Genomic DNA, 17,622 nt, shown 5'->3' with positions numbered 1-17,622 from the left:
AGTTATGCACTGTACCTTTTTTCCTGTGTTCTATTCTCTTGATTTGATTAGTTCAATATTATAAGTTTCGATATCTGTTAACTTTCCTTTAAAATAAGGATTTTCTCTATACCAAGACTGTTTTGCAAAATACGCTTGCATATCTTTCGTTTGAAAAATATGTCCATGCCTTGCATATATTTCATTTCTAGCAATTTTCAACTGCTCTTTCGATAAATATGTTAAATCTGCGCTCGTTAATTTTCGAATATCACTATCAGGAAAGATGAAACCATTATATACATACCCAGTCGCGGGCGTTGGAGTAACATTATAAACAACTGTTTTTTCTGTACTTTTCTTTTGGAATGGAAGATTATAAGACGAAAGTGCCGTTACCGTCTCTACTTGTGTCGTTTCCCGTCCGCTTTCTCCATTTCGTTCTAAATAAATCGTCGCACTTCCATCAGTCGCTACTGGCCCCCATGTAATTTCTTCTCCTGCCAGCGCTGTAACCGGTTTTTGATTTACGTACAATGTTGCACCCGGCGCGTTCGTTTGAACTGTAATATATTGACCTTGCAACGTTAAATCTATCGTTACGTTATTTTGGCTCTGTTTCATAAGTACAACCTTTTCCTCACGAGATAATTTTACATAGTCATTTTTATAATCTGATTGAAACACTTGATTTCCCGGAAGAAATGGCCCATATTGCTTCTCAAACTTTTTGTCATCTGTCTTATCAATTTCTTTTCCGTTCATTTTTAACGATACGCCTTTTTCATTTGTAAGCAAAGTTGTATAGTACGTCTTCGCTTTCAATTTATATCGATCAAATATAAAGAAATACTTTCCGTCTTTCGTTAATGAAAAATCAGCTCTTTCTATTCCGTCCCGTTGTTTTTCACCTTGTCTCAAATATCCTTTTAATTCATTTACGTAAGATGGATTTTCTTTTATATATGAAAATAGGGGCGTTACACTCTCTCTCGTTATCATAACCGATGGATCATCTGCCGTAACGATCTCAGCTAATTTCTCTCCGTCTTGCTCTTGTAAAATCGTAATCATCCGGTCTACTTGTGCCAGCTGCGTATAATACGACGATCCGCACAAATACAATCCAATAATCACTATAACAAATAGCGCTAACAGTGTAATGCCAACTTTTGCACCACCGCTCATGTTCTTCTTTACTACAGGACGTCCCCTCTTCGACCCGCAGTTTTGACAAAATTGCACACCATCTTCAAACTGAGCTCCGCACTTTGTACATACATTCATTCAGTCAACCACCTTTTCATTAGAAGCCAGTTATTCCCTTTGTTAAGGCTTGAATTATCGTACTAATGTAAGACCAAAGTACAATGAACGTTGCAATTCCAATTAAAACATTTGCAATAATAAGTGTGTAAACGAGATCTAATCCGCCATTGTCTAGCTTTAATACGGCTACAGTTATACTAATCCCTATATAAGTTGCAGCTACGGATAATAATATAGGTAAGAAAAAGATTAATAAGAAACTAAAAAGAAAAGAAAGGACTAATATGACAATAGTCGGCGTCGCTATCGTTCCCCATATACCAAATACTTCAAGAAACGAAAAAGACGATTTCATCATCTTACCACTTACAAAAATAATAAATCCGACAAATAAAGTTAAAATTAATAAAAAGAAAAAGACCGTTATAGATTCTCCAAAAAACGTGGGAGTAGATATATCTGGTGCAAATGTTCTCGTAACTGCTGATGCTGCACTCATCATTCTATAAAAAATACATGCTCCTAAAAAACAAATAAGAACAAGACTTACAATTCCATTTCGCACTTCAATAGCGCCGCTTTTCATAATCGCTGTCGGTGCTTGTAATGCATGTTTAAAAAATTGAAAATAGCCGCTCGCGAACCGTTTCGCTTGCTCTACCGTTTCATTTGGCCGAGCTTCCTTTGCTTGTGCCGCACGTGCTTGTTCCGGCCCTTCTTCTTGGCCACTACTTGCCACTACTTCTTCCGTTAACGAATGTCCACAATTCCCGCAAAACTTTGCCTCCGCTGAATTTTCTGTATGACATGACGGACATTTCATTCTCTTATCCCTCCTTAAGCATATACCTTATAGGGTGTTACAAGTTCAATATATGACTTTGGACATAAAACATGACTACAAGAAAAAGATTCTGAAATCCTTCTTCCGAAAAAAAATATATGTGCTAGTAATCTTGAAAAAAAATGCTATTATGAAACAGAATAAATAATATTTTTAACAGATTGGATGACTGGCAATGGAATTGGTAAACTCAATTTTTCAAATACTCCTTACAAGCGTAATCCAATTATTATCTTTAATTGGCGTTATCATTGTAATTGGATTTCTATTAGGCTATTTAGAATCTCTCACACGGATGTATTGGTCGAGAGCTTTCGGAAGAAAAGGATTCCTATTAACGGCTTGGATTGGTGTTCCTATTCACGAACTTGGACATGCCATTATGTGCGTGCTGTTCCGTCATAAGATTGTAGCAACGCAGTTCTTCCCGACAGATACAAGTCAAGGGGCTTTAGGTTACGTACAACATCAATACAATCAAAAAAGTGTGTATCAACGAATTGGGAATTTCTTTATCGGCATTGGGCCTATTATTTCTGGTATTACTGCATTAATCCTTTTAATGCGCTATTTCGTACCAGAATCATATTTTTTATTTAATACAACTCTCGAAAAAACGATTGCTTCTACTTCTATTAATGTAGAAATGATTCAAAACATGCTCTTGTCGACGTTTGTATTATTGAAAAACTTATTTACAATCGGCAATTTATTGAATCCTTCCTTTTGGTTATTTTTATTTATCGCCATTTGCATTTCCGCACATATCGCTTTAAGTAAACCAGACATTAAAGGATCAATAGACGGAGTTATCGTCATGTTTATCGTTTTATTTTTATTCAACATCATAGCGGGACTGTTTCAATACGACAGTAACCAGCTAATTGGACAGGTTATGAAATATAATATGTATCTCATTGCGTTTTCTAGTGTAGCACTGCTTTTCTCTTGTATTTCTACACTTGTTAGTTTTTCGTTTTATAAAATAAGAAGAGGACGTTCTTTTTGAACGCCCTCTTCTTATTAATTATTCCTCTTATAATCACAATGTTCAACCGGAACACGAGCATGCCCTTCTTCATCGGTACACCATGACTGTGATTGGAATGCAAGAAAGATACCAATCCATTCTTCTTCCTTTTCAAAGTGAATGAGTATCCCTCCATCTTGCCATATTCCATCATCACCTTGCCATTTTTCTACATTCCCTTGATTCATATGAATATCATGTATACCGTTTCCCGGTTTGAAATGAAAATAGGAATCTGGTGTATTTTCTTCTGGTCCCCATCTTTCGCCAAACGCGTAAATAATTGCTTTTTCTTCTATCGCTCGTTTTATATAACGTTCTATTTTTTCATTTAAATCATTATCTGCTCCTGCTTTTTCGGGAGGTAAAGGAATCATTTGATTTGAGTCAAATAGATTTCCTCTTATATAATCTAAAGCTACTTTCGGTTCATTGTTTTTTATTTCTGTAAAACCGAATGGTAATGTCGGTAAAATATGAATCGCCTCTGACCGAATATTGTCGCTCGCAAAATATAAAACTTCTGACGGATAACTTTGCGACTTTACGTTAATTGCAATGCGATAATCTACTTCTGCTTCATCTTGTAAATGAACTTGATAATGAGGAGTTTTCCCTTTTCCCATCTTTGATTGTATAACTGTACCTTTTAATACACCGTAGTTTTTTAGGGGCATACATTTCATCTCCTATTCATTGAGTAGAAGCTATTCATATTTAAATCATTATCCATTCATAAAAAAAATCCTCCTATGTTAGGAGGATTTTTAATTTCTCAACATATACCAAACAATAACCTCTACCACTACAAGCAAAACCGCACCAAAGATCATTAACGTCGTCTTCTTTAATAGTTCATTTTCACGGTAAGGGATATTACATAAGTAAGCACCTAGTGTAATCCGTGATGGACAAGCGATTGTCGCTACTGATGATGCGGTGTTTTGAAGTGTTGTGACATATTGCCACGGGAGTGCTACGTTTTGTGCGGTTTGCATTTGTAGTTTTATAAACATTGCATTTGATCCTGCGTTACTACCTGTTAAAAATCCACCAATAGCGCCAATAAACGGCGCAACGAAAACGAAAAATGTTCCAAATGTATCACCAGCTGTCTTTGCGAGTAATGAATGCATGCCTGATGCACCCATTAGTTCTGAAATGGCGATAAACATTGTCGTCGTAATCGCAAAAGGAATCCATTGTTTGATCGTTTGTGAGAGTGATTGTTTAATAATATTAGACGGGATGCGGAAGAAAATAATAGTAAATAAGCAAGTCATACCGAGCCAAAATCCTGGTGAATATAGTAACTCTAGTTTGTAAGAGTATGATTTCAAATCAAGAACCGCATATGATCTGAACAAATCATGTAATGCTGGAACGAGGCGAGAAAGTAAAATACAAACTGTTAGAAATATATAAGGGCTAATAATTTTTATAATGGATACTTCTCTCTCCGTTGCAGCCGCATGCTCTGTTATAAGATTTTGCCCACTTTTTCCTTTTAATTTAATGATAAGAAAGCCAAATGTAATCGTAACGATAGAACTTAATATCCCGGCTAGTTCAACACTTACGTATGCGTTAGAAAGATAGATTCCGAGAGAAAATAATAGAAAGAATCCTACTCCTTCTTTCCACTTTTCTATAACCGCTTGCCAGCCGCCAACAACGTGTAAAGAAAGAATAACGAAGTAAGCAAACATCGGAATACTTAGTAGCGCTGTATTTGTGCCAAGTGTTGTAAGAGGCATATTTATTAGCTGCGAACCGATAATCGTACCAGTTGCCATTGCGCCCCATGAACTAGCTAGTAAGCCGATGAATGAGAGTAGTACAGCTTGAAATGGTTTATATCCTAGTGAAAGAAAAATAGGTGCTGCAACCATGAAGCCGATACCGAATCCACTTACTGATTCAATAAGCGGGCAAATGCCAAAACACATAAGCAGCATTTGTAATAAGCGATCTTGCGTCACTGCTTCTAGAAAACGTGCCACTTGATCGATGTACCCCATTTTGTTCATGAGGTGAAATAAAAAAATACCGAAAAATAAAACGTACCCGACAATAAAACAAATTAACCATCCTTTAATCGTTGCGTGTACAGTTTCACTTATCCCTAATTGAAACGTTGGCGAGAGTAAAACGATTCCAACAGACACAGCATAAGAAATTAACGAGGACCTTAATGACGTTTGTTTAAATAAAAATAAACAAATGAAAATCATCATAATTGGGATAAGTGCCAACAATATGGCCATGTTATCATCTCATTTCGTTTAAAATACAATTTTTAACTATTATATAACAGATGCTATAATTTTCAATTGTTTTTAAAACAGATTCAAAAAAGGAACCAAACGGCTCCTTTTCATTCACTCCCATTTTCTATTATCCTGAAAAACTGTCTGCTTTCCAACTATTTCTTTCAACACAACAAACACAATGTAAGTACATATTGCTTGCAATATAATATTCCAAAATTTCATTAATGTAAATGAATGAATCCGTAGAAATAATTCGTTTAATAATACAATCGAAACGATACTAAATAATTCTATACTAATCGAAAATAGACATATTTCTAAAATAGACTGTTCTTGAATGCGATTTAAGTTGGAAAAGATGAATACATACCCTAAAAATAGAGCCATTAACTCTATTTTCGTCATGCTAATGAGCCAAGCGTATAACGGTACAGTTAAAAATAGATATAGTAATTTACGTCTTAGCATGCCTTCTCCCCCTCTAATTTATATGTATTTTCTGTATATTTTAACATTTATTACGCAAAACAAAAAGAAGAGACTATGCCTCTTCTTTTTGTTTTGTTGCATATATTAATTCACATATTTCTTCTCGCTTTTCATTTTCTAAAAGCTCAATGACCTTACTTCCAACGACAACTCCGTCGCATATTGTAACCATTTCTTCTACATGTTCTTTTGTTGAGATGCCGAATCCAGCGACTACTGGTAAGTTGACGTGTGATTTTACTTTTTCTAAGTAACTATGAATCTCCTCTTTAAAGTTTTGACGTACTCCCGTTACGCCCGCTACTGTAACAGCATAAACGAACCCTTTTGATTCACTCGTAATTTTTTCAATTCTTTCAATAGGACTCGTTACGGTAACCAGTGGGATGAGCGCAATGTTTACCTCTCGAAGTAACGGCGCAATAATATTTTGTTCTTCATACGGTAAGTCTGGAACGATGATGCCGTCTACACCTGCTTCTATACAGTTCTCAATGAATCTCTCTTTTCCGAATGCAAGTACCGGATTTAAATATGTCATAAGAACAAAAGGCATTTGTACTTCTTTCCTTACCTCTGCTAACGCTTGAAAAATGCCTTTTAATGTTACGCCGCTATCTAGCGCTCGTTTCCCTGCTCTTTGAATCGTTGGGCCATCTGCGACTGGATCTGAAAACGGAATACCAATTTCAACGATGCTTGCTCCTGCTTCATCAAGAAAACGAATTCTTTCTTTTAATTTTTCAAGGCCACCATCTCCGCCCATTACGTACGGAATAAATGCTTTCTTGCCATTTTCAAACGCTGCTTTAATTTTTTCTACTCCCATTTTTTACACCTCTTCCATATAACGTTTTATACTCTCTACATCTTTATCACCGCGGCCAGATAAACAAATGACAAGCCCTTCATCTTTCTTCATTTGCGGCGCTAATTTTAATGCGTATGCGACAGCATGCGAGCTTTCTAACGCCGGGATAATGCCTTCTTTTTTCGTTAATAATTGAAATGCTTCTAATGCTTCTTCGTCTGTTATCGAATGATAGGAAACGCGGCCAATATCTTTTAGCAAGCTATGTTCTGGACCAACACCTGGATAATCAAGTCCTGCTGAAATAGAGTGTGCTTCTTGAATTTGTCCTTCTTCGTTTTGCAGAAGATACATCATTGATCCGTGGAGAACGCCAACGCTTCCTTTCGTTAAAGTTGCTGCATGCTTTTCTGTATGAACGCCTTTTCCAGCTGCTTCTACGCCGTAAAGAGCAACTTCTTCATCGTGTACGAACGGATAAAACATCCCCATCGCATTACTACCACCGCCAATACAAGCAACGACTGCTTCTGGTAACTTTCCTTCTAACGCCTCATATTGTTTTTTCGTTTCATTTCCAATTACACTTTGGAAATCACGGACAATTTGCGGGAATGGATGTGGTCCGAGAACAGATCCCATAATGTAGTGCGTATCATGCACATGTGAAACCCAGTAACGAAGCGCCTCGTTTACCGCATCTTTTAATGTACCGCTACCTGCCGCTACACTTTCTACTTTCGCTCCGAGTAATTCCATTCGGAACACATTTAATTTTTGACGTCTTACATCTTCTTCTCCCATAAAAATGACGCATTCTAATCCGAGAAGAGCACATACAGTAGCTGTTGCAACTCCGTGTTGTCCAGCTCCTGTTTCAGCGACAACTTTTTTCTTGCCCATTCGCACTGCAAGTAGTGCCTGACCGATTGTATTGTTAATTTTATGAGCTCCTGTATGATTCAAATCTTCACGTTTTAAATAAATCTTTGCACCACCGCAATACTTCGTCATATTTTCAGCATAATATAGCGGTGTTTCTCTTCCGACGTACGTTTTTAAATAATGATTTAATTCCTTTTGAAATGCTTCATCTTGCATCGCTTCTTTATATGCTTCTTCTAGTTCTAGTACAGATTGCATTAACGTTTCTGGAACATATCGTCCTCCGTATATACCGTAATGTCCTTTTTCATCTGGATATGCGTAGTTCATTTGGAACACTCCTTCGCTTTTATAATAAATTGTTTTATTTTCTCTACATCTTTCTTTCCTTCTGTCTCTACTCCACTGCTCACATCGACCATGTATGGCTGAACAGTTCGAATTGCTTCTTCTATATTAAGAGCGTTTAATCCACCAGCTAATATCATTTTCTTTCGCAATTCTTTTGGCATATGCCCAAGTAGTTCCCATGAAAATGTCTTTCCATTTCCTCCATGAAACTTTTCTTTCGGGCTATCAAATAATATATAATCCGTTTCATACCTTTGAGCGTTTTCCATATCACTCTCTGAAGTTACTCCCAGCGATTTTATAGACGGAATATTCAATCTTCTAATTTGATAATTGTCTTCATCCCCATGTAGTTGTACATGTGTTAACCCGCACTCATCTGCAATTTTCTGGATCACTTCTACTGATTCATTTACGAAAACACCGATTTTTAACACGTTGGCTGGAAGCTCCTGAATGATTTCTTTCGCTCTCTTTGGAGTGATTTTCCGTTTACTTTCTGCAAAAACAAATCCGAGTGCATCTGCTCCGTATTCACACACACTTTTCGCTGTTTCCACATCAGTGATGCCGCAAATTTTCACTTTCATATATTCACCTTACAATCTTCAAAAAAACTACTAATAGAAGATGATGTCATAAGCGCCTCTCCAACTAATACACCTTTGGCTCCAGCTCTTTTAACACGAATAATATCCTCTTTTGAATGAATGCCACTTTCACTAATCCAAAGTAGTTTCTCCTCATTCAATCTTTTTCCAAGCTTTTCAGTTTGGCTTAAATCTACTTCGAACGTTTTTAAATTACGATTATTAATGCCAATAACGTGCGGATTTAATACAATCGCAGTTTCTAATTCCTGTTCATCATGAACTTCAACAATCGCTTCCAATCCTTTTTCTAACACGTAGCTATACAACTCTTTTAACTTCTCTTTCGTTAACGCTGCTACGATTAGTAAAATAATATCTGCTCCCGCTTCATACGCTCTATCGATTTGAGTCTTATCGATTATGAAATCTTTACATAAAAGCGGAATGTTACTTTCTTCTCTTGCTGTTTGTAAATCGTGAAACGATCCTTTAAAAAATTGACCATCTGTTAAAACAGATACTGCTCCTGCACCACATTTCTCATATGTTCCCACTTGTTTTCGTACGTCAACGTGTAAATTGATATCTCCTTTTGATGGTGATGCTCGCTTTACTTCTGCAATGACAGTAAACTGCTGTAACGCTTCTACAAGTGAATGTGTCTTTCTTTTTGTTTTTACTGGTGTATATATTTCATATAACTCCGCAACTTCCTTTTTCTTCTGTTCTACAATTTTATCTAAAATCGTCCCCACTTTAGTTCACCCTTTCTAATTTTTCGTTGCTTGCTACAATTAATAAGTTTAATTTGGCTAATGCTTTTCCAGAGTCAATGCTATGTGCCGCGAGTTTAATTCCTTCTTCAATCGTTTCCGTTTTTCCATTTGCGAAAAGAGCTAGACCTGCATTTAATAAAACTGTATCGCGATAAACACTCTTTTCTCCTCTCAATACTTCAAGCGTAATCTTTGCATTTTCTTTTGAATTCCCCCCTCTAATTTCTTCATTTTTCACTCTTGAAAAACCATACTTTTCTGGATCAATACTCATTTCCACTATTTCATTATCTTTTAAAAGGACTACGTGATTTTCCCCTTGTAATGATGCTTCATCTAAAAAACCACTTCCATTTACGACAAGCGCTTGTTTCCGGCCTAACTTTTGTAATACTTGCGCAACTGGTAATAACATATCTCGTTTATAAATACCGACAAATTGTGTTTCTAAATTTACCGGATTTGTTAAAGGACCAATTAAATTAAAGATCGTCGGCACGTTTAACTCTTTTCTTATTTTCATAATGCGCCTTAGTGCTGGATGCATCGCTGGTGCAAATAAAAATGCAATGCCCACATGCTCTAGTAAATAATCAATTTCGTTTGGCGTACTACTAATATTTACACCCAGTTCTTCTAATAAGTCTGCACTTCCTGTTTTACTAGAAACAGCACGATTACCATGTTTTGCAACCTTTACACCTGCTCCTGCCAGTACGAATGCTGATGTTGTGCTAATATTAAACGTTTGAGCACCGTCACCACCCGTCCCGCAATTGTCCATTGCTCCTTGTATATGGTTCGAAAACGGCAATGCCTTTTCGCGAAGAGCTCGAACGAGACCGTATATTTCTTCTGCCGTTTCACCTTTCGCTTTCAGTAAGACTAAGAAAGCTGCAATTTCACTTTCTAATATGTTTTCACTTAATAAAAGTAGTCCTGCTTTATACATTTCCTCTTCTGTTAAATGTTGACCCTCCACTAATTTACGAAGATAGTTATTCATACTCTTTCCTCCCCTTTTACTTCTGTTAAAAAGGCAAGTATTAACTTTCCGCCTTCTTCTGTTGCGATTGATTCCGGATGAAACTGTAATCCGAAGAGCGGATAATAATTGTGACGAACTGCCATAATTTCTCCATCGTCCATCGCTGTCGCTAGTATGTCAAAACACTCTGGCAAGCTTGTTTGCTCTGCAACAAGAGAATGATAGCGCATTGCTGTTAGCGGCTGCATCACATATGAAAAGATTGACGTTCCGTTATGTTTCACACGCGATGTTTTTCCGTGTCTAATACGTTCTGCTCTAACAATGTCTCCTCCAAATGCAGCTATGATCGCTTGGTGGCCAAGACAAATCCCTAATATGGGAACGTTCTTATAAAAATGACGGATGACGTCGATACAAATGCCAGCACCCTCTGGTTTTCCTGGTCCTGGTGAAAGTACAATTCCTCTTGGATTCATCTCTTCTAACTGTTCTATCGTTATTTCATCATTTCTTACAACTACAATTTCTTCTTCATGTTCGCCTAACAGTTGGTACAAGTTATATGTGAACGAATCGTAATTATCGATAAGTACAATCATTTCATTACCTCCAAAAGCGCTCTCGCTTTATTTAACGTTTCTTCATATTCAGCTACTGGGTCTGAATCATAAACAATTCCCGCTCCTGCCTGAACATATGCTTTTTCATCCTTTACGACCATCGTTCGAATAGCGAGCGCCATATCAAGATTTCCTGAAAAACTAACGTATCCAACTGCACCCGCGTATACATTTCTTTTTTCATTCTCTAGCTCATTTATAATTTCCATCGCTCTAATTTTCGGAGCCCCAGAAACCGTTCCTGCTGGTAGGCAATACGCTAATGCATCAAATCCGCTCATTTGTTTTCGCAATGTTCCGTAAACTTCAGATACAATGTGCATAACGTGAGAGTATTTTTCTACTTTCATATATTTATCTATCGTAACCGAGCCGATTTCGCTCACTCTACCAATATCGTTTCGCCCAAGATCTACAAGCATCATATGCTCTGCTCGCTCTTTCTCATTGTCTAACAGTTCTTTTGCGATTTCCTCATCTTCCCTCTTCGTTTTCCCTCTCGGTCTTGTACCAGCAATTGGATTCGTCATTACTTTATCCTCCCTTACTGATAGCAAACTTTCCGGCGAAGAACCGAGTACAACATAATCTTGAAAATCGATATAGAACATATATGGTGATGGATTTGCAATTCGAAGTTTTCGGTATAACGCGAATGGATCACCAATACATTCACTTTGTAAACGCTGTGACAGTACGACTTGGAATATGTCTCCGGCTCTTATATGTTCTTTCGCCATTTCTACCATCCCACAAAACTCTTTTTCCGTTATAGAAGAAGTGAATGATAATGTGGATTGTATTGCATTTACTTCAGTTTCTTCTCCTTGTAGCACTTCCTCTTTGTATACTCGTAGCCTTTCGTATACTTCCTCATAATCTGCTGAATCATCTTCCCTGCATACATATACAAACGACAACTTTTGGCGTAAATGATCGTAAACGATAAACTCACGATATAGTAAGAGGTGTACTTCCGGAATATTTAATGGGTCGTGTAAATCCGCTCCAATGTTTTCATACTGCCGAATGACATCATATCCAATATAACCAACTGCTCCTCCGCAAAATGGAAATGGACTGTCTACTTGTGATGGTGCAATTACTTCTTCTAACACTTGTAGTACGTTACCTTGTAACTTTTCTGCCCGGCCGAAAATCGTTCGTTCCACTTCCGTACCCACGCTTTTCACTTCTCCATAAGGATTACATCCTAAGTAAGAATAACGCCCTTTATCTTGATGAAGCTGTGAACTTTCTAATAAGAATTTCTTCTTCCCTTTCATACGTCTATATAAAGAAATTGGCGTAATGCTATCTCCTTCTTCTTCATCGATTACTAAAAATGTCTTTCTCTCTCTTTTTTGTTTTATAAATTCTTCTTTCGTCATCATGTCCTTCACCTCGCTCTGAAAAATAAAAAAGTCCTCTACATATCGAAAATATGTAGAGGACGATAAATATACCGCGGTACCACCTCGTGTTGGATGCAAAAGCATCCCGCTTTGTTCAGGTACAAAATTTATACCTTATCCTTGTAACGGCGGAACCCGGGTTGCCTACTGAAAACAATTGTTCAGCATACCTCTCGTAAGCCCATTCCGTATATGGCACCGTACCGGGCTCCCACCTATTCCCGGCTCTCTGTAACGTCTCCAATATACGTACTCTTCTTACTTAAACGATTTCATTTATTTAATTTTTTATACACAAAAAGGGAGTACTCATCCTATAGAAAGGACGGGTACTCCCGTGGTGCCACCTTAATTCGTTACAAATGTAACGCACTTTACCGTATCAAAAACAATACGTGTCTCTTGTATCGATGAGATCATGTCGCCAAAGCCTACTTCTTTCGTTTCGGTTTGGAAGCTCCGAAGCCCATTCCACATCAATTCCATACTGATTCGCACCAACCATCAGCTCTCTGACATGTTCATCATGTGTACTCTTCTTCATCAACGCTTGCATTTTTTTAAGTTGCACTCATTATAGACCTGACTTTTTTCACAAGTCAATACTTTTTTAAAAATTTTATTTTTCTTTCCTTTCAATATTATATTGACAAAACAACCTCTTTTTATGTAAATATAATAAATACTCTATTAAAAATAAGGTTTTTTGTATGAATATTATATATTAAAAAAGTAAAATGACATCAAAAAATGCTTACATTTCTGAAAATTCATATTTCTATATGGATTTTTCAGAATAATCATGATAGATTATAAATATGCATAACGCATCAAAAGACATGACAAAAGGAAGGGGAACTACATGAGTACGCAGATGTTAACTTTAACTTCGATCTCTATCTACATGCTCGGGATGTTAGTAATTGGCTATTTCGCCTACAAACGAACGTCCAACTTAACAGATTATATGCTTGGCGGGCGTACACTAGGCCCCGCAGTAACAGCATTAAGTGCTGGAGCATCCGATATGAGTGGTTGGCTTTTAATGGGATTACCCGGTGCAATGTTTAGCGTTGGATTAAGTAGTAGTTGGATTGCGATCGGCCTAACACTAGGCGCATACGCAAACTGGCTTTATGTCGCTCCTCGCTTACGTACCTACTCAGAAATTGCAAATAACTCTATTACTATCCCAGAATTTTTGGAACACCGTTTCCACGACAAATCTCATATGCTACGTTTAGTATCTGGACTTGTTATTATGATTTTCTTTACTTTCTATGTAGCTTCAGGATTAGTTTCAGGCGCTGTATTATTTGAAAATTCATTTGGCATGAACTATCATGTTGGATTATTCATTGTAGCAGGCGTTGTTGTAGCTTACACATTATTTGGTGGTTTCTTAGCAGTAAGTTGGACAGACTTCGTGCAAGGAATCATTATGGTAGTTGCTCTTATTCTTGTTCCTATCGTAACAATTATGAATTCGAACGGACTTGGACCTGCATTTGATACAATTCGATCTGTAGATCCAACACGTCTAGATATTTTTAAAGGTGCCTCTACTTTAGGAATGATTTCTCTATTCGCATGGGGCCTTGGTTATGTCGGACAACCTCATATTATCGTACGCTTTATGGCAATCGCTTCTGTAAAAGAACTTAAAAGCGCACGAAGAATTGGTATGAGCTGGATGATTTTCTCTGTTGTCGGAGCTATGTTTACTGGTCTTATTGGTATTGCTTACTATTCACAACAAGAGTTAACATTATCTAACCCAGAAACAATTTTCCTTGAACTTGGGAAAATTTTATTCCACCCACTTATTACTGGATTTTTATTAGCCGCAATTTTAGCAGCGATTATGAGTACAATCTCCTCTCAGTTACTCGTTACTTCTAGTGCCGTAACGGAAGACTTATATCGTACATTCTTCAAACGTTCTGCATCTGATAAAGAACTTGTATTTGTCGGTCGTATGGCTGTACTTGTTATTGCATTAGTTGGGTGCGCTTTAGCGTTTAAACAAAATGATACGATTTTAGCTCTTGTTGGATACGCTTGGGCTGGTTTTGGTTCTTCATTCGGACCTGCTATTTTATTAAGCTTATATTGGAAACGTATGACGAAATGGGGCGCGCTTGCTGGTATGATTTCTGGTGCCGCTACTGTTATTATATGGACTCAATTCAAATTCTTAAAAGATTTCTTATATGAAATGATTCCAGGTTTCGCTATTAGTTTACTAGCCATCGTAATTGTTAGTTTACTAACACAACCTTCAAAAGAAGTTGAAGAGCAATTTGAGGATTTCGAAAAACAACATCGTCATAATTTATAAAAAAATCTCTGCTGTTATCGTAACAGCAGAGATTTTTTACAGTTCGACAATCTTCTTATCAAATTTAACAAATTCTTTATGTTTCGTTAAATTTAACATAACACTACTCCTTTATAGTATGAGTATCAGCACTTATACAGAAAGGGGACTCCAACATGTTAGCAGCTTTCCAGCAACAACAAACACGAAAATTTTCACCTATCACAAATACTTCTGCGTCTTGTTTAAACATGCAACCTAACCCGCCTAAAATTTCAATTGCTCCTTCTGTTATTTCAGTCATCGGTGTTCATATGGAAAAACATAAATTAAAAATAAAAACGGGACAAAACATTGTGTTAGCAGCTTCTACTTTGCCAATACAAGCAACGAATAAAGAGCTTATTTGGTCAAATATGAATTCTGATATCATCACCATATATCCAAAAGGTGACACCGTGACGATTACTGGAAAAAGTGCAGGTAAAGCAGTCGTAATTGTCACAACTGCTGAAGGCAAATTCCGTGACCTATGTGTCATTCACGTACAACCTTATATGACAAACCCAAAGTAAAAGAGTGGCTTCGTAGCCACTCTTTTACTTTGTTTCAATATTTGAGTTTTTACTTTTTACAAGGTTAATAAATTGTTCTTTATTTCTTGGAGAAATAATTTCTGTTTTTATGTGTATCGTAAACAATTTCAAGTCGTTCAAATGATAATGCATGAGCTGCTATTGGATTTTTCGTATTTGAAATTTGTTTTATATCTCGTATAAATATACGTTTTGTAACGAGACCCGATCTAATCGTAATTGTTTCTTTCCTGGCAATATATTTTGCCAAAAATCAACTCCAACTAAACAACATTGCTAATGGAATTGTAAAAAGCAAAAGGAAATATTCTCTCCCTGCAAATATAGGAGCAAAACAGACGCCTGCAACAATAAAAAAAATTGGATGTAACCATACATCTTTTTTTGATGGAAATTCCATTTTCCTCCCCCTTCTACACCCGTATTTCTATAAAACAAAAAGAGAAGTATCACAACTTCTCTTTTCTCCCCTAACACTATAATTCCTGTGTATACACCGGCTCGTTTACGACATTTTTTGCTGTTCGCTTTTGTTGCTGTAGTAAGAAAACAGATACACCAAACAATACGAGCATGCTACCGATAATTTGCATTGCATTTAATTTTTCTCCAAGTAAGAAGAACGCAAGTATAGATGCTCCAACAGGTTCTCCTAAAATACTCATTGAAATTGTCGTTGCATTTACATAATTTAATAGCCAGTTATTAATTACATGTGACACTGTCGGCACAACCGCAAGTAAAAGAAAAACAGTCCAATCCCACTTCGTATAACCTGTAAAGGGTACTTGTAATATGACATTATAAATCCCCATAAAAAGACCTGCGAACGCAAAGACTGTAAAGCTATAAATCCAGTGCGATACTTTCTTCACTGTCGTTTGCCCGATAAATAAATAACCGACAACCGCTATTACACTTAGAAAGGATAATATGTCACCATAAATTGCTTGCTTACTTAAACCTAAATCTCCCCAACCAATGCACATTACTCCCAAAATAGCGATTCCCATCGTTGCAATGGCTGAATATGTTGTTCTTTCTTTAAATAGAAAAAAACCTCCAACTAAAGATACGATTGGTTGAAGCGCCAAAATAATTGTTGAACTAGCAACTGTTGTATGCTTTAAAGATTCAAACCATAAAAGAAAATGAAGTGCTAAAAAGAAACCAGATCCAATTAAAAAGCCCCAATCTTTCATTTGAATCCTATTAAATTCCTCTCTTTTTTTCCATACGATAGGCAGCATAATAAGTACGATAATCCATAAGCGGTACATACTTAATATTGAAGATGGTGCTGAGGACATCTTTACAAAAACTGCTGCAAAAGAAATGGCAATTATAGAAATAGCCAATGGTAGTGCGATTGATTTTTCTTGTTTCAAATCCTGTCTCCCCTCTCACCTGTCAAAAATCCCACTTCATTATATCCGTTTTCTTTCGTAACTTAAATACTAATTTTTTAGATTCTTCGTACCATTATGGTAAAATAGAAATTAAGGCACCAATTAGTGAATATTTCTTTCCTTTTCACTACAAGCGTCGCTCTTACAATCGTTACAGTAAATTTTTATTTAGGGGGATCTACATGAGTCAAACAATAGGGAGAATTGAAGAAATTTCATTTTATAGCGCATCACTTCAAGAAGATGTTACACTTCTCGTTTATTTACCAGTAAATTACACACCACTGCACAAACATACAGTTGTAATTGCACAAGATGGTAGAGATTATTTTCAGCTCGGTAAAGCGCACCGTGTAATTGAGCGCCTTCGTGAAACCGAAGAAATTGACCGTACAATTATTGTCGGTATTCCATATAAAAATGTACATGATCGTAAAGAAAAATATTTCCCAAATGAAGTGAAAAATGCTGCATATATTCGTTTCCTTGCTCATGAACTTGCACCATATATTGATGAAAATTATCCAACGTATCAAATGGGAAAAGGTCGTGTTTTAATTGGTGATTCTCTTGGCGGAACAGTTTCCTTTATGACTGCACTTATGTATCCGCATACATTCGGTAAAGTCGTTATGCAATCACCATTTGTGGATGAGACAGTGATGAACTTAGCAAAAGAATTCAAAGATCCACAGGCGTTAGAACTGTATCACGTCATCGGTACAGAAGAAACGGCTGTAAAGCGTACTGATGGACAAGTATCTGATTTCGTAGGGCCGAACCGTGAGTTAAATACGCTTCTTACAGATAGAAACTTCATCACGCATTACGAGGAATTTGAAGGCAATCATACTTGGAAATATTGGCAGACTGATTTACCGAAAGCCTTCTCTCATATTCTATCAATGAAATAATAGAGAGCAGTATTCAGAATAATTTGATATAATAGATAAAGAGATTTATTTATCTCA

General features: G+C 36.7%; 17 protein-coding genes, 1 pseudogene and 2 other annotated features. Of the genes and pseudogenes, 4 read left to right on the top strand and 14 right to left on the bottom strand.

Annotated elements, in window-relative coordinates:
- Positions 1-30: 30 nt before the first annotated feature.
- Together DN401_RS26780 and DN401_RS26775 are read right to left on the bottom strand one after the other, a co-directional pair.
- Positions 31-1,266 (bottom strand): TcaA 3rd/4th domain-containing protein, encoded by a 1,236-nt coding sequence (locus tag DN401_RS26780; RefSeq protein ID WP_127063872.1) that lies wholly within the window; start codon positions 1,264-1,266, stop codon positions 31-33.
- Between the two features lie 19 nt (positions 1,267-1,285).
- Entirely contained in the window at positions 1,286-2,071 is a 786-nt protein-coding gene (locus DN401_RS26775) for a zinc ribbon domain-containing protein (protein ID WP_098212795.1), read from the bottom strand.
- 196 nt (positions 2,072-2,267) lie between these two features.
- Here DN401_RS26775 and DN401_RS26770 point away from each other — a divergent pair, with 196 nt between their 5' ends.
- Entirely contained in the window at positions 2,268-3,101 is an 834-nt protein-coding gene (locus tag DN401_RS26770) for a hypothetical protein (RefSeq protein WP_098212796.1), read from the top strand.
- A 14-nt stretch (positions 3,102-3,115) separates the two neighbouring features.
- Here the strand turns inward: DN401_RS26770 and DN401_RS26765 are convergent, their stop codons facing one another.
- The 10 genes from DN401_RS26765 to trpE form a co-directional block, all read right to left on the bottom strand.
- On the bottom strand, positions 3,116-3,799 hold the full coding sequence (locus DN401_RS26765; RefSeq protein ID WP_001128618.1) for a DUF2278 family protein: 684 nt from the start codon (positions 3,797-3,799) through the stop codon (positions 3,116-3,118).
- A gap of 90 nt (positions 3,800-3,889) precedes the next feature.
- On the bottom strand, positions 3,890-5,389 hold the full coding sequence (locus DN401_RS26760) for an L-lactate permease (RefSeq protein WP_127063871.1): 1,500 nt from the start codon (positions 5,387-5,389) through the stop codon (positions 3,890-3,892).
- Positions 5,390-5,503: 114 nt separating this feature from the next.
- Positions 5,504-5,863: a DUF4029 domain-containing protein gene (locus tag DN401_RS26755; protein WP_000946131.1), complete on the bottom strand. Its 360-nt coding sequence runs from the start codon at positions 5,861-5,863 to the stop codon at positions 5,504-5,506.
- A 73-nt stretch (positions 5,864-5,936) separates the two neighbouring features.
- Positions 5,937-6,713 carry a tryptophan synthase subunit alpha gene (gene trpA, locus DN401_RS26750; protein ID WP_016124291.1) on the bottom strand — a complete coding sequence of 259 codons (777 nt, stop codon included), beginning with the start codon at positions 6,711-6,713 and terminating at the stop codon, positions 5,937-5,939.
- 3 nt (positions 6,714-6,716) lie between these two features.
- Positions 6,717-7,910, bottom strand: a complete 1,194-nt coding sequence (trpB, locus tag DN401_RS26745) for a tryptophan synthase subunit beta (RefSeq protein ID WP_016124290.1) — start codon at positions 7,908-7,910, stop codon at positions 6,717-6,719.
- Positions 7,907-8,521 carry a phosphoribosylanthranilate isomerase gene (locus tag DN401_RS26740; protein WP_127063870.1) on the bottom strand — a complete coding sequence of 205 codons (615 nt, stop codon included), beginning with the start codon at positions 8,519-8,521 and terminating at the stop codon, positions 7,907-7,909. Before DN401_RS26740 ends, trpB begins: the two co-directional genes overlap by 4 nt.
- Positions 8,518-9,279 (bottom strand): indole-3-glycerol phosphate synthase TrpC, encoded by a 762-nt coding sequence (trpC, locus tag DN401_RS26735; RefSeq protein ID WP_127063869.1) that lies wholly within the window; start codon positions 9,277-9,279, stop codon positions 8,518-8,520. The genes DN401_RS26740 and trpC overlap by 4 nt, the downstream gene beginning before the upstream one ends.
- A gap of 1 nt (position 9,280) precedes the next feature.
- Positions 9,281-10,306 carry an anthranilate phosphoribosyltransferase gene (gene trpD / locus DN401_RS26730; protein ID WP_060852301.1) on the bottom strand — a complete coding sequence of 342 codons (1,026 nt, stop codon included), beginning with the start codon at positions 10,304-10,306 and terminating at the stop codon, positions 9,281-9,283.
- Positions 10,303-10,890, bottom strand: a complete 588-nt coding sequence (locus DN401_RS26725; protein WP_060852302.1) for an aminodeoxychorismate/anthranilate synthase component II — start codon at positions 10,888-10,890, stop codon at positions 10,303-10,305. Before DN401_RS26725 ends, trpD begins: the two co-directional genes overlap by 4 nt.
- Entirely contained in the window at positions 10,887-12,305 is a 1,419-nt protein-coding gene (gene trpE, locus DN401_RS26720) for an anthranilate synthase component I (protein ID WP_121868125.1), read from the bottom strand. Before trpE ends, DN401_RS26725 begins: the two co-directional genes overlap by 4 nt.
- A 52-nt stretch (positions 12,306-12,357) precedes the next feature.
- Positions 12,358-12,602: a binding site (T-box leader), on the bottom strand.
- A gap of 42 nt (positions 12,603-12,644) precedes the next feature.
- Positions 12,645-12,882, bottom strand: a binding site (T-box leader).
- Positions 12,883-13,188: 306 nt separating this feature from the next.
- On the opposite strand from trpE, the gene putP reads away from it, so the two are divergent.
- Together putP and DN401_RS26710 are read left to right on the top strand one after the other, a co-directional pair.
- Positions 13,189-14,667, top strand: coding sequence for a sodium/proline symporter PutP (gene putP / locus DN401_RS26715; RefSeq protein ID WP_000107208.1), 1,479 nt, complete (start codon positions 13,189-13,191; stop codon positions 14,665-14,667).
- Positions 14,668-14,822: 155 nt separating this feature from the next.
- Positions 14,823-15,221 (top strand): Ig-like domain-containing protein, encoded by a 399-nt coding sequence (locus DN401_RS26710; protein WP_000878731.1) that lies wholly within the window; start codon positions 14,823-14,825, stop codon positions 15,219-15,221.
- A 24-nt stretch (positions 15,222-15,245) separates the two neighbouring features.
- Here DN401_RS26710 and DN401_RS26705 read toward each other — a convergent pair.
- Positions 15,246-15,642, bottom strand: a pseudogene (locus tag DN401_RS26705) (PH domain-containing protein).
- A gap of 76 nt (positions 15,643-15,718) precedes the next feature.
- Positions 15,719-16,630, bottom strand: coding sequence for a DMT family transporter (locus tag DN401_RS26700; RefSeq protein WP_000806939.1), 912 nt, complete (start codon positions 16,628-16,630; stop codon positions 15,719-15,721).
- Between the two features lie 203 nt (positions 16,631-16,833).
- Here DN401_RS26700 and DN401_RS26695 point away from each other — a divergent pair, with 203 nt between their 5' ends.
- Complete coding sequence (locus tag DN401_RS26695) at positions 16,834-17,565, top strand: alpha/beta hydrolase (RefSeq protein WP_000084013.1); 732 nt, start codon at positions 16,834-16,836, stop codon at positions 17,563-17,565.
- The last annotated feature ends 57 nt before the right edge of the window (positions 17,566-17,622 follow it).

It is taken from the genome of Bacillus sp. BF2-3, assembly GCF_008368795.1.
Taxonomy (GTDB): domain Bacteria; phylum Bacillota; class Bacilli; order Bacillales; family Bacillaceae_G; genus Bacillus_A; species Bacillus_A cereus.
The sequence above is the reverse complement of the archived record's forward strand: the minus strand, read 5'-3'. Positions and strand labels throughout refer to the sequence as shown.

Coding starts and splice junctions, on each gene's coding strand:
- trpD (WP_060852301.1), bottom strand. CDS start 10,306: ATGAATAACTATCTTCGTAAATTAGTGGAGGGTCAACATTTAACAGAA.
- DN401_RS26755 (WP_000946131.1), bottom strand. CDS start 5,863: ATGCTAAGACGTAAATTACTATATCTATTTTTAACTGTACCGTTATAC.
- putP (WP_000107208.1), top strand. CDS start 13,189: ATGAGTACGCAGATGTTAACTTTAACTTCGATCTCTATCTACATGCTC.
- DN401_RS26725 (WP_060852302.1), bottom strand. CDS start 10,890: ATGATTGTACTTATCGATAATTACGATTCGTTCACATATAACTTGTAC.
- DN401_RS26740 (WP_127063870.1), bottom strand. CDS start 8,521: ATGAAAGTGAAAATTTGCGGCATCACTGATGTGGAAACAGCGAAAAGT.
- DN401_RS26710 (WP_000878731.1), top strand. CDS start 14,823: ATGTTAGCAGCTTTCCAGCAACAACAAACACGAAAATTTTCACCTATC.
- DN401_RS26780 (WP_127063872.1), bottom strand. CDS start 1,266: ATGAATGTATGTACAAAGTGCGGAGCTCAGTTTGAAGATGGTGTGCAA.
- DN401_RS26775 (WP_098212795.1), bottom strand. CDS start 2,071: ATGAAATGTCCGTCATGTCATACAGAAAATTCAGCGGAGGCAAAGTTT.
- trpA (WP_016124291.1), bottom strand. CDS start 6,713: ATGGGAGTAGAAAAAATTAAAGCAGCGTTTGAAAATGGCAAGAAAGCA.
- DN401_RS26760 (WP_127063871.1), bottom strand. CDS start 5,389: ATGGCCATATTGTTGGCACTTATCCCAATTATGATGATTTTCATTTGT.
- DN401_RS26765 (WP_001128618.1), bottom strand. CDS start 3,799: ATGCCCCTAAAAAACTACGGTGTATTAAAAGGTACAGTTATACAATCA.
- DN401_RS26695 (WP_000084013.1), top strand. CDS start 16,834: ATGAGTCAAACAATAGGGAGAATTGAAGAAATTTCATTTTATAGCGCA.
- trpB (WP_016124290.1), bottom strand. CDS start 7,910: ATGAACTACGCATATCCAGATGAAAAAGGACATTACGGTATATACGGA.
- trpE (WP_121868125.1), bottom strand. CDS start 12,305: ATGATGACGAAAGAAGAATTTATAAAACAAAAAAGAGAGAGAAAGACA.
- DN401_RS26770 (WP_098212796.1), top strand. CDS start 2,268: ATGGAATTGGTAAACTCAATTTTTCAAATACTCCTTACAAGCGTAATC.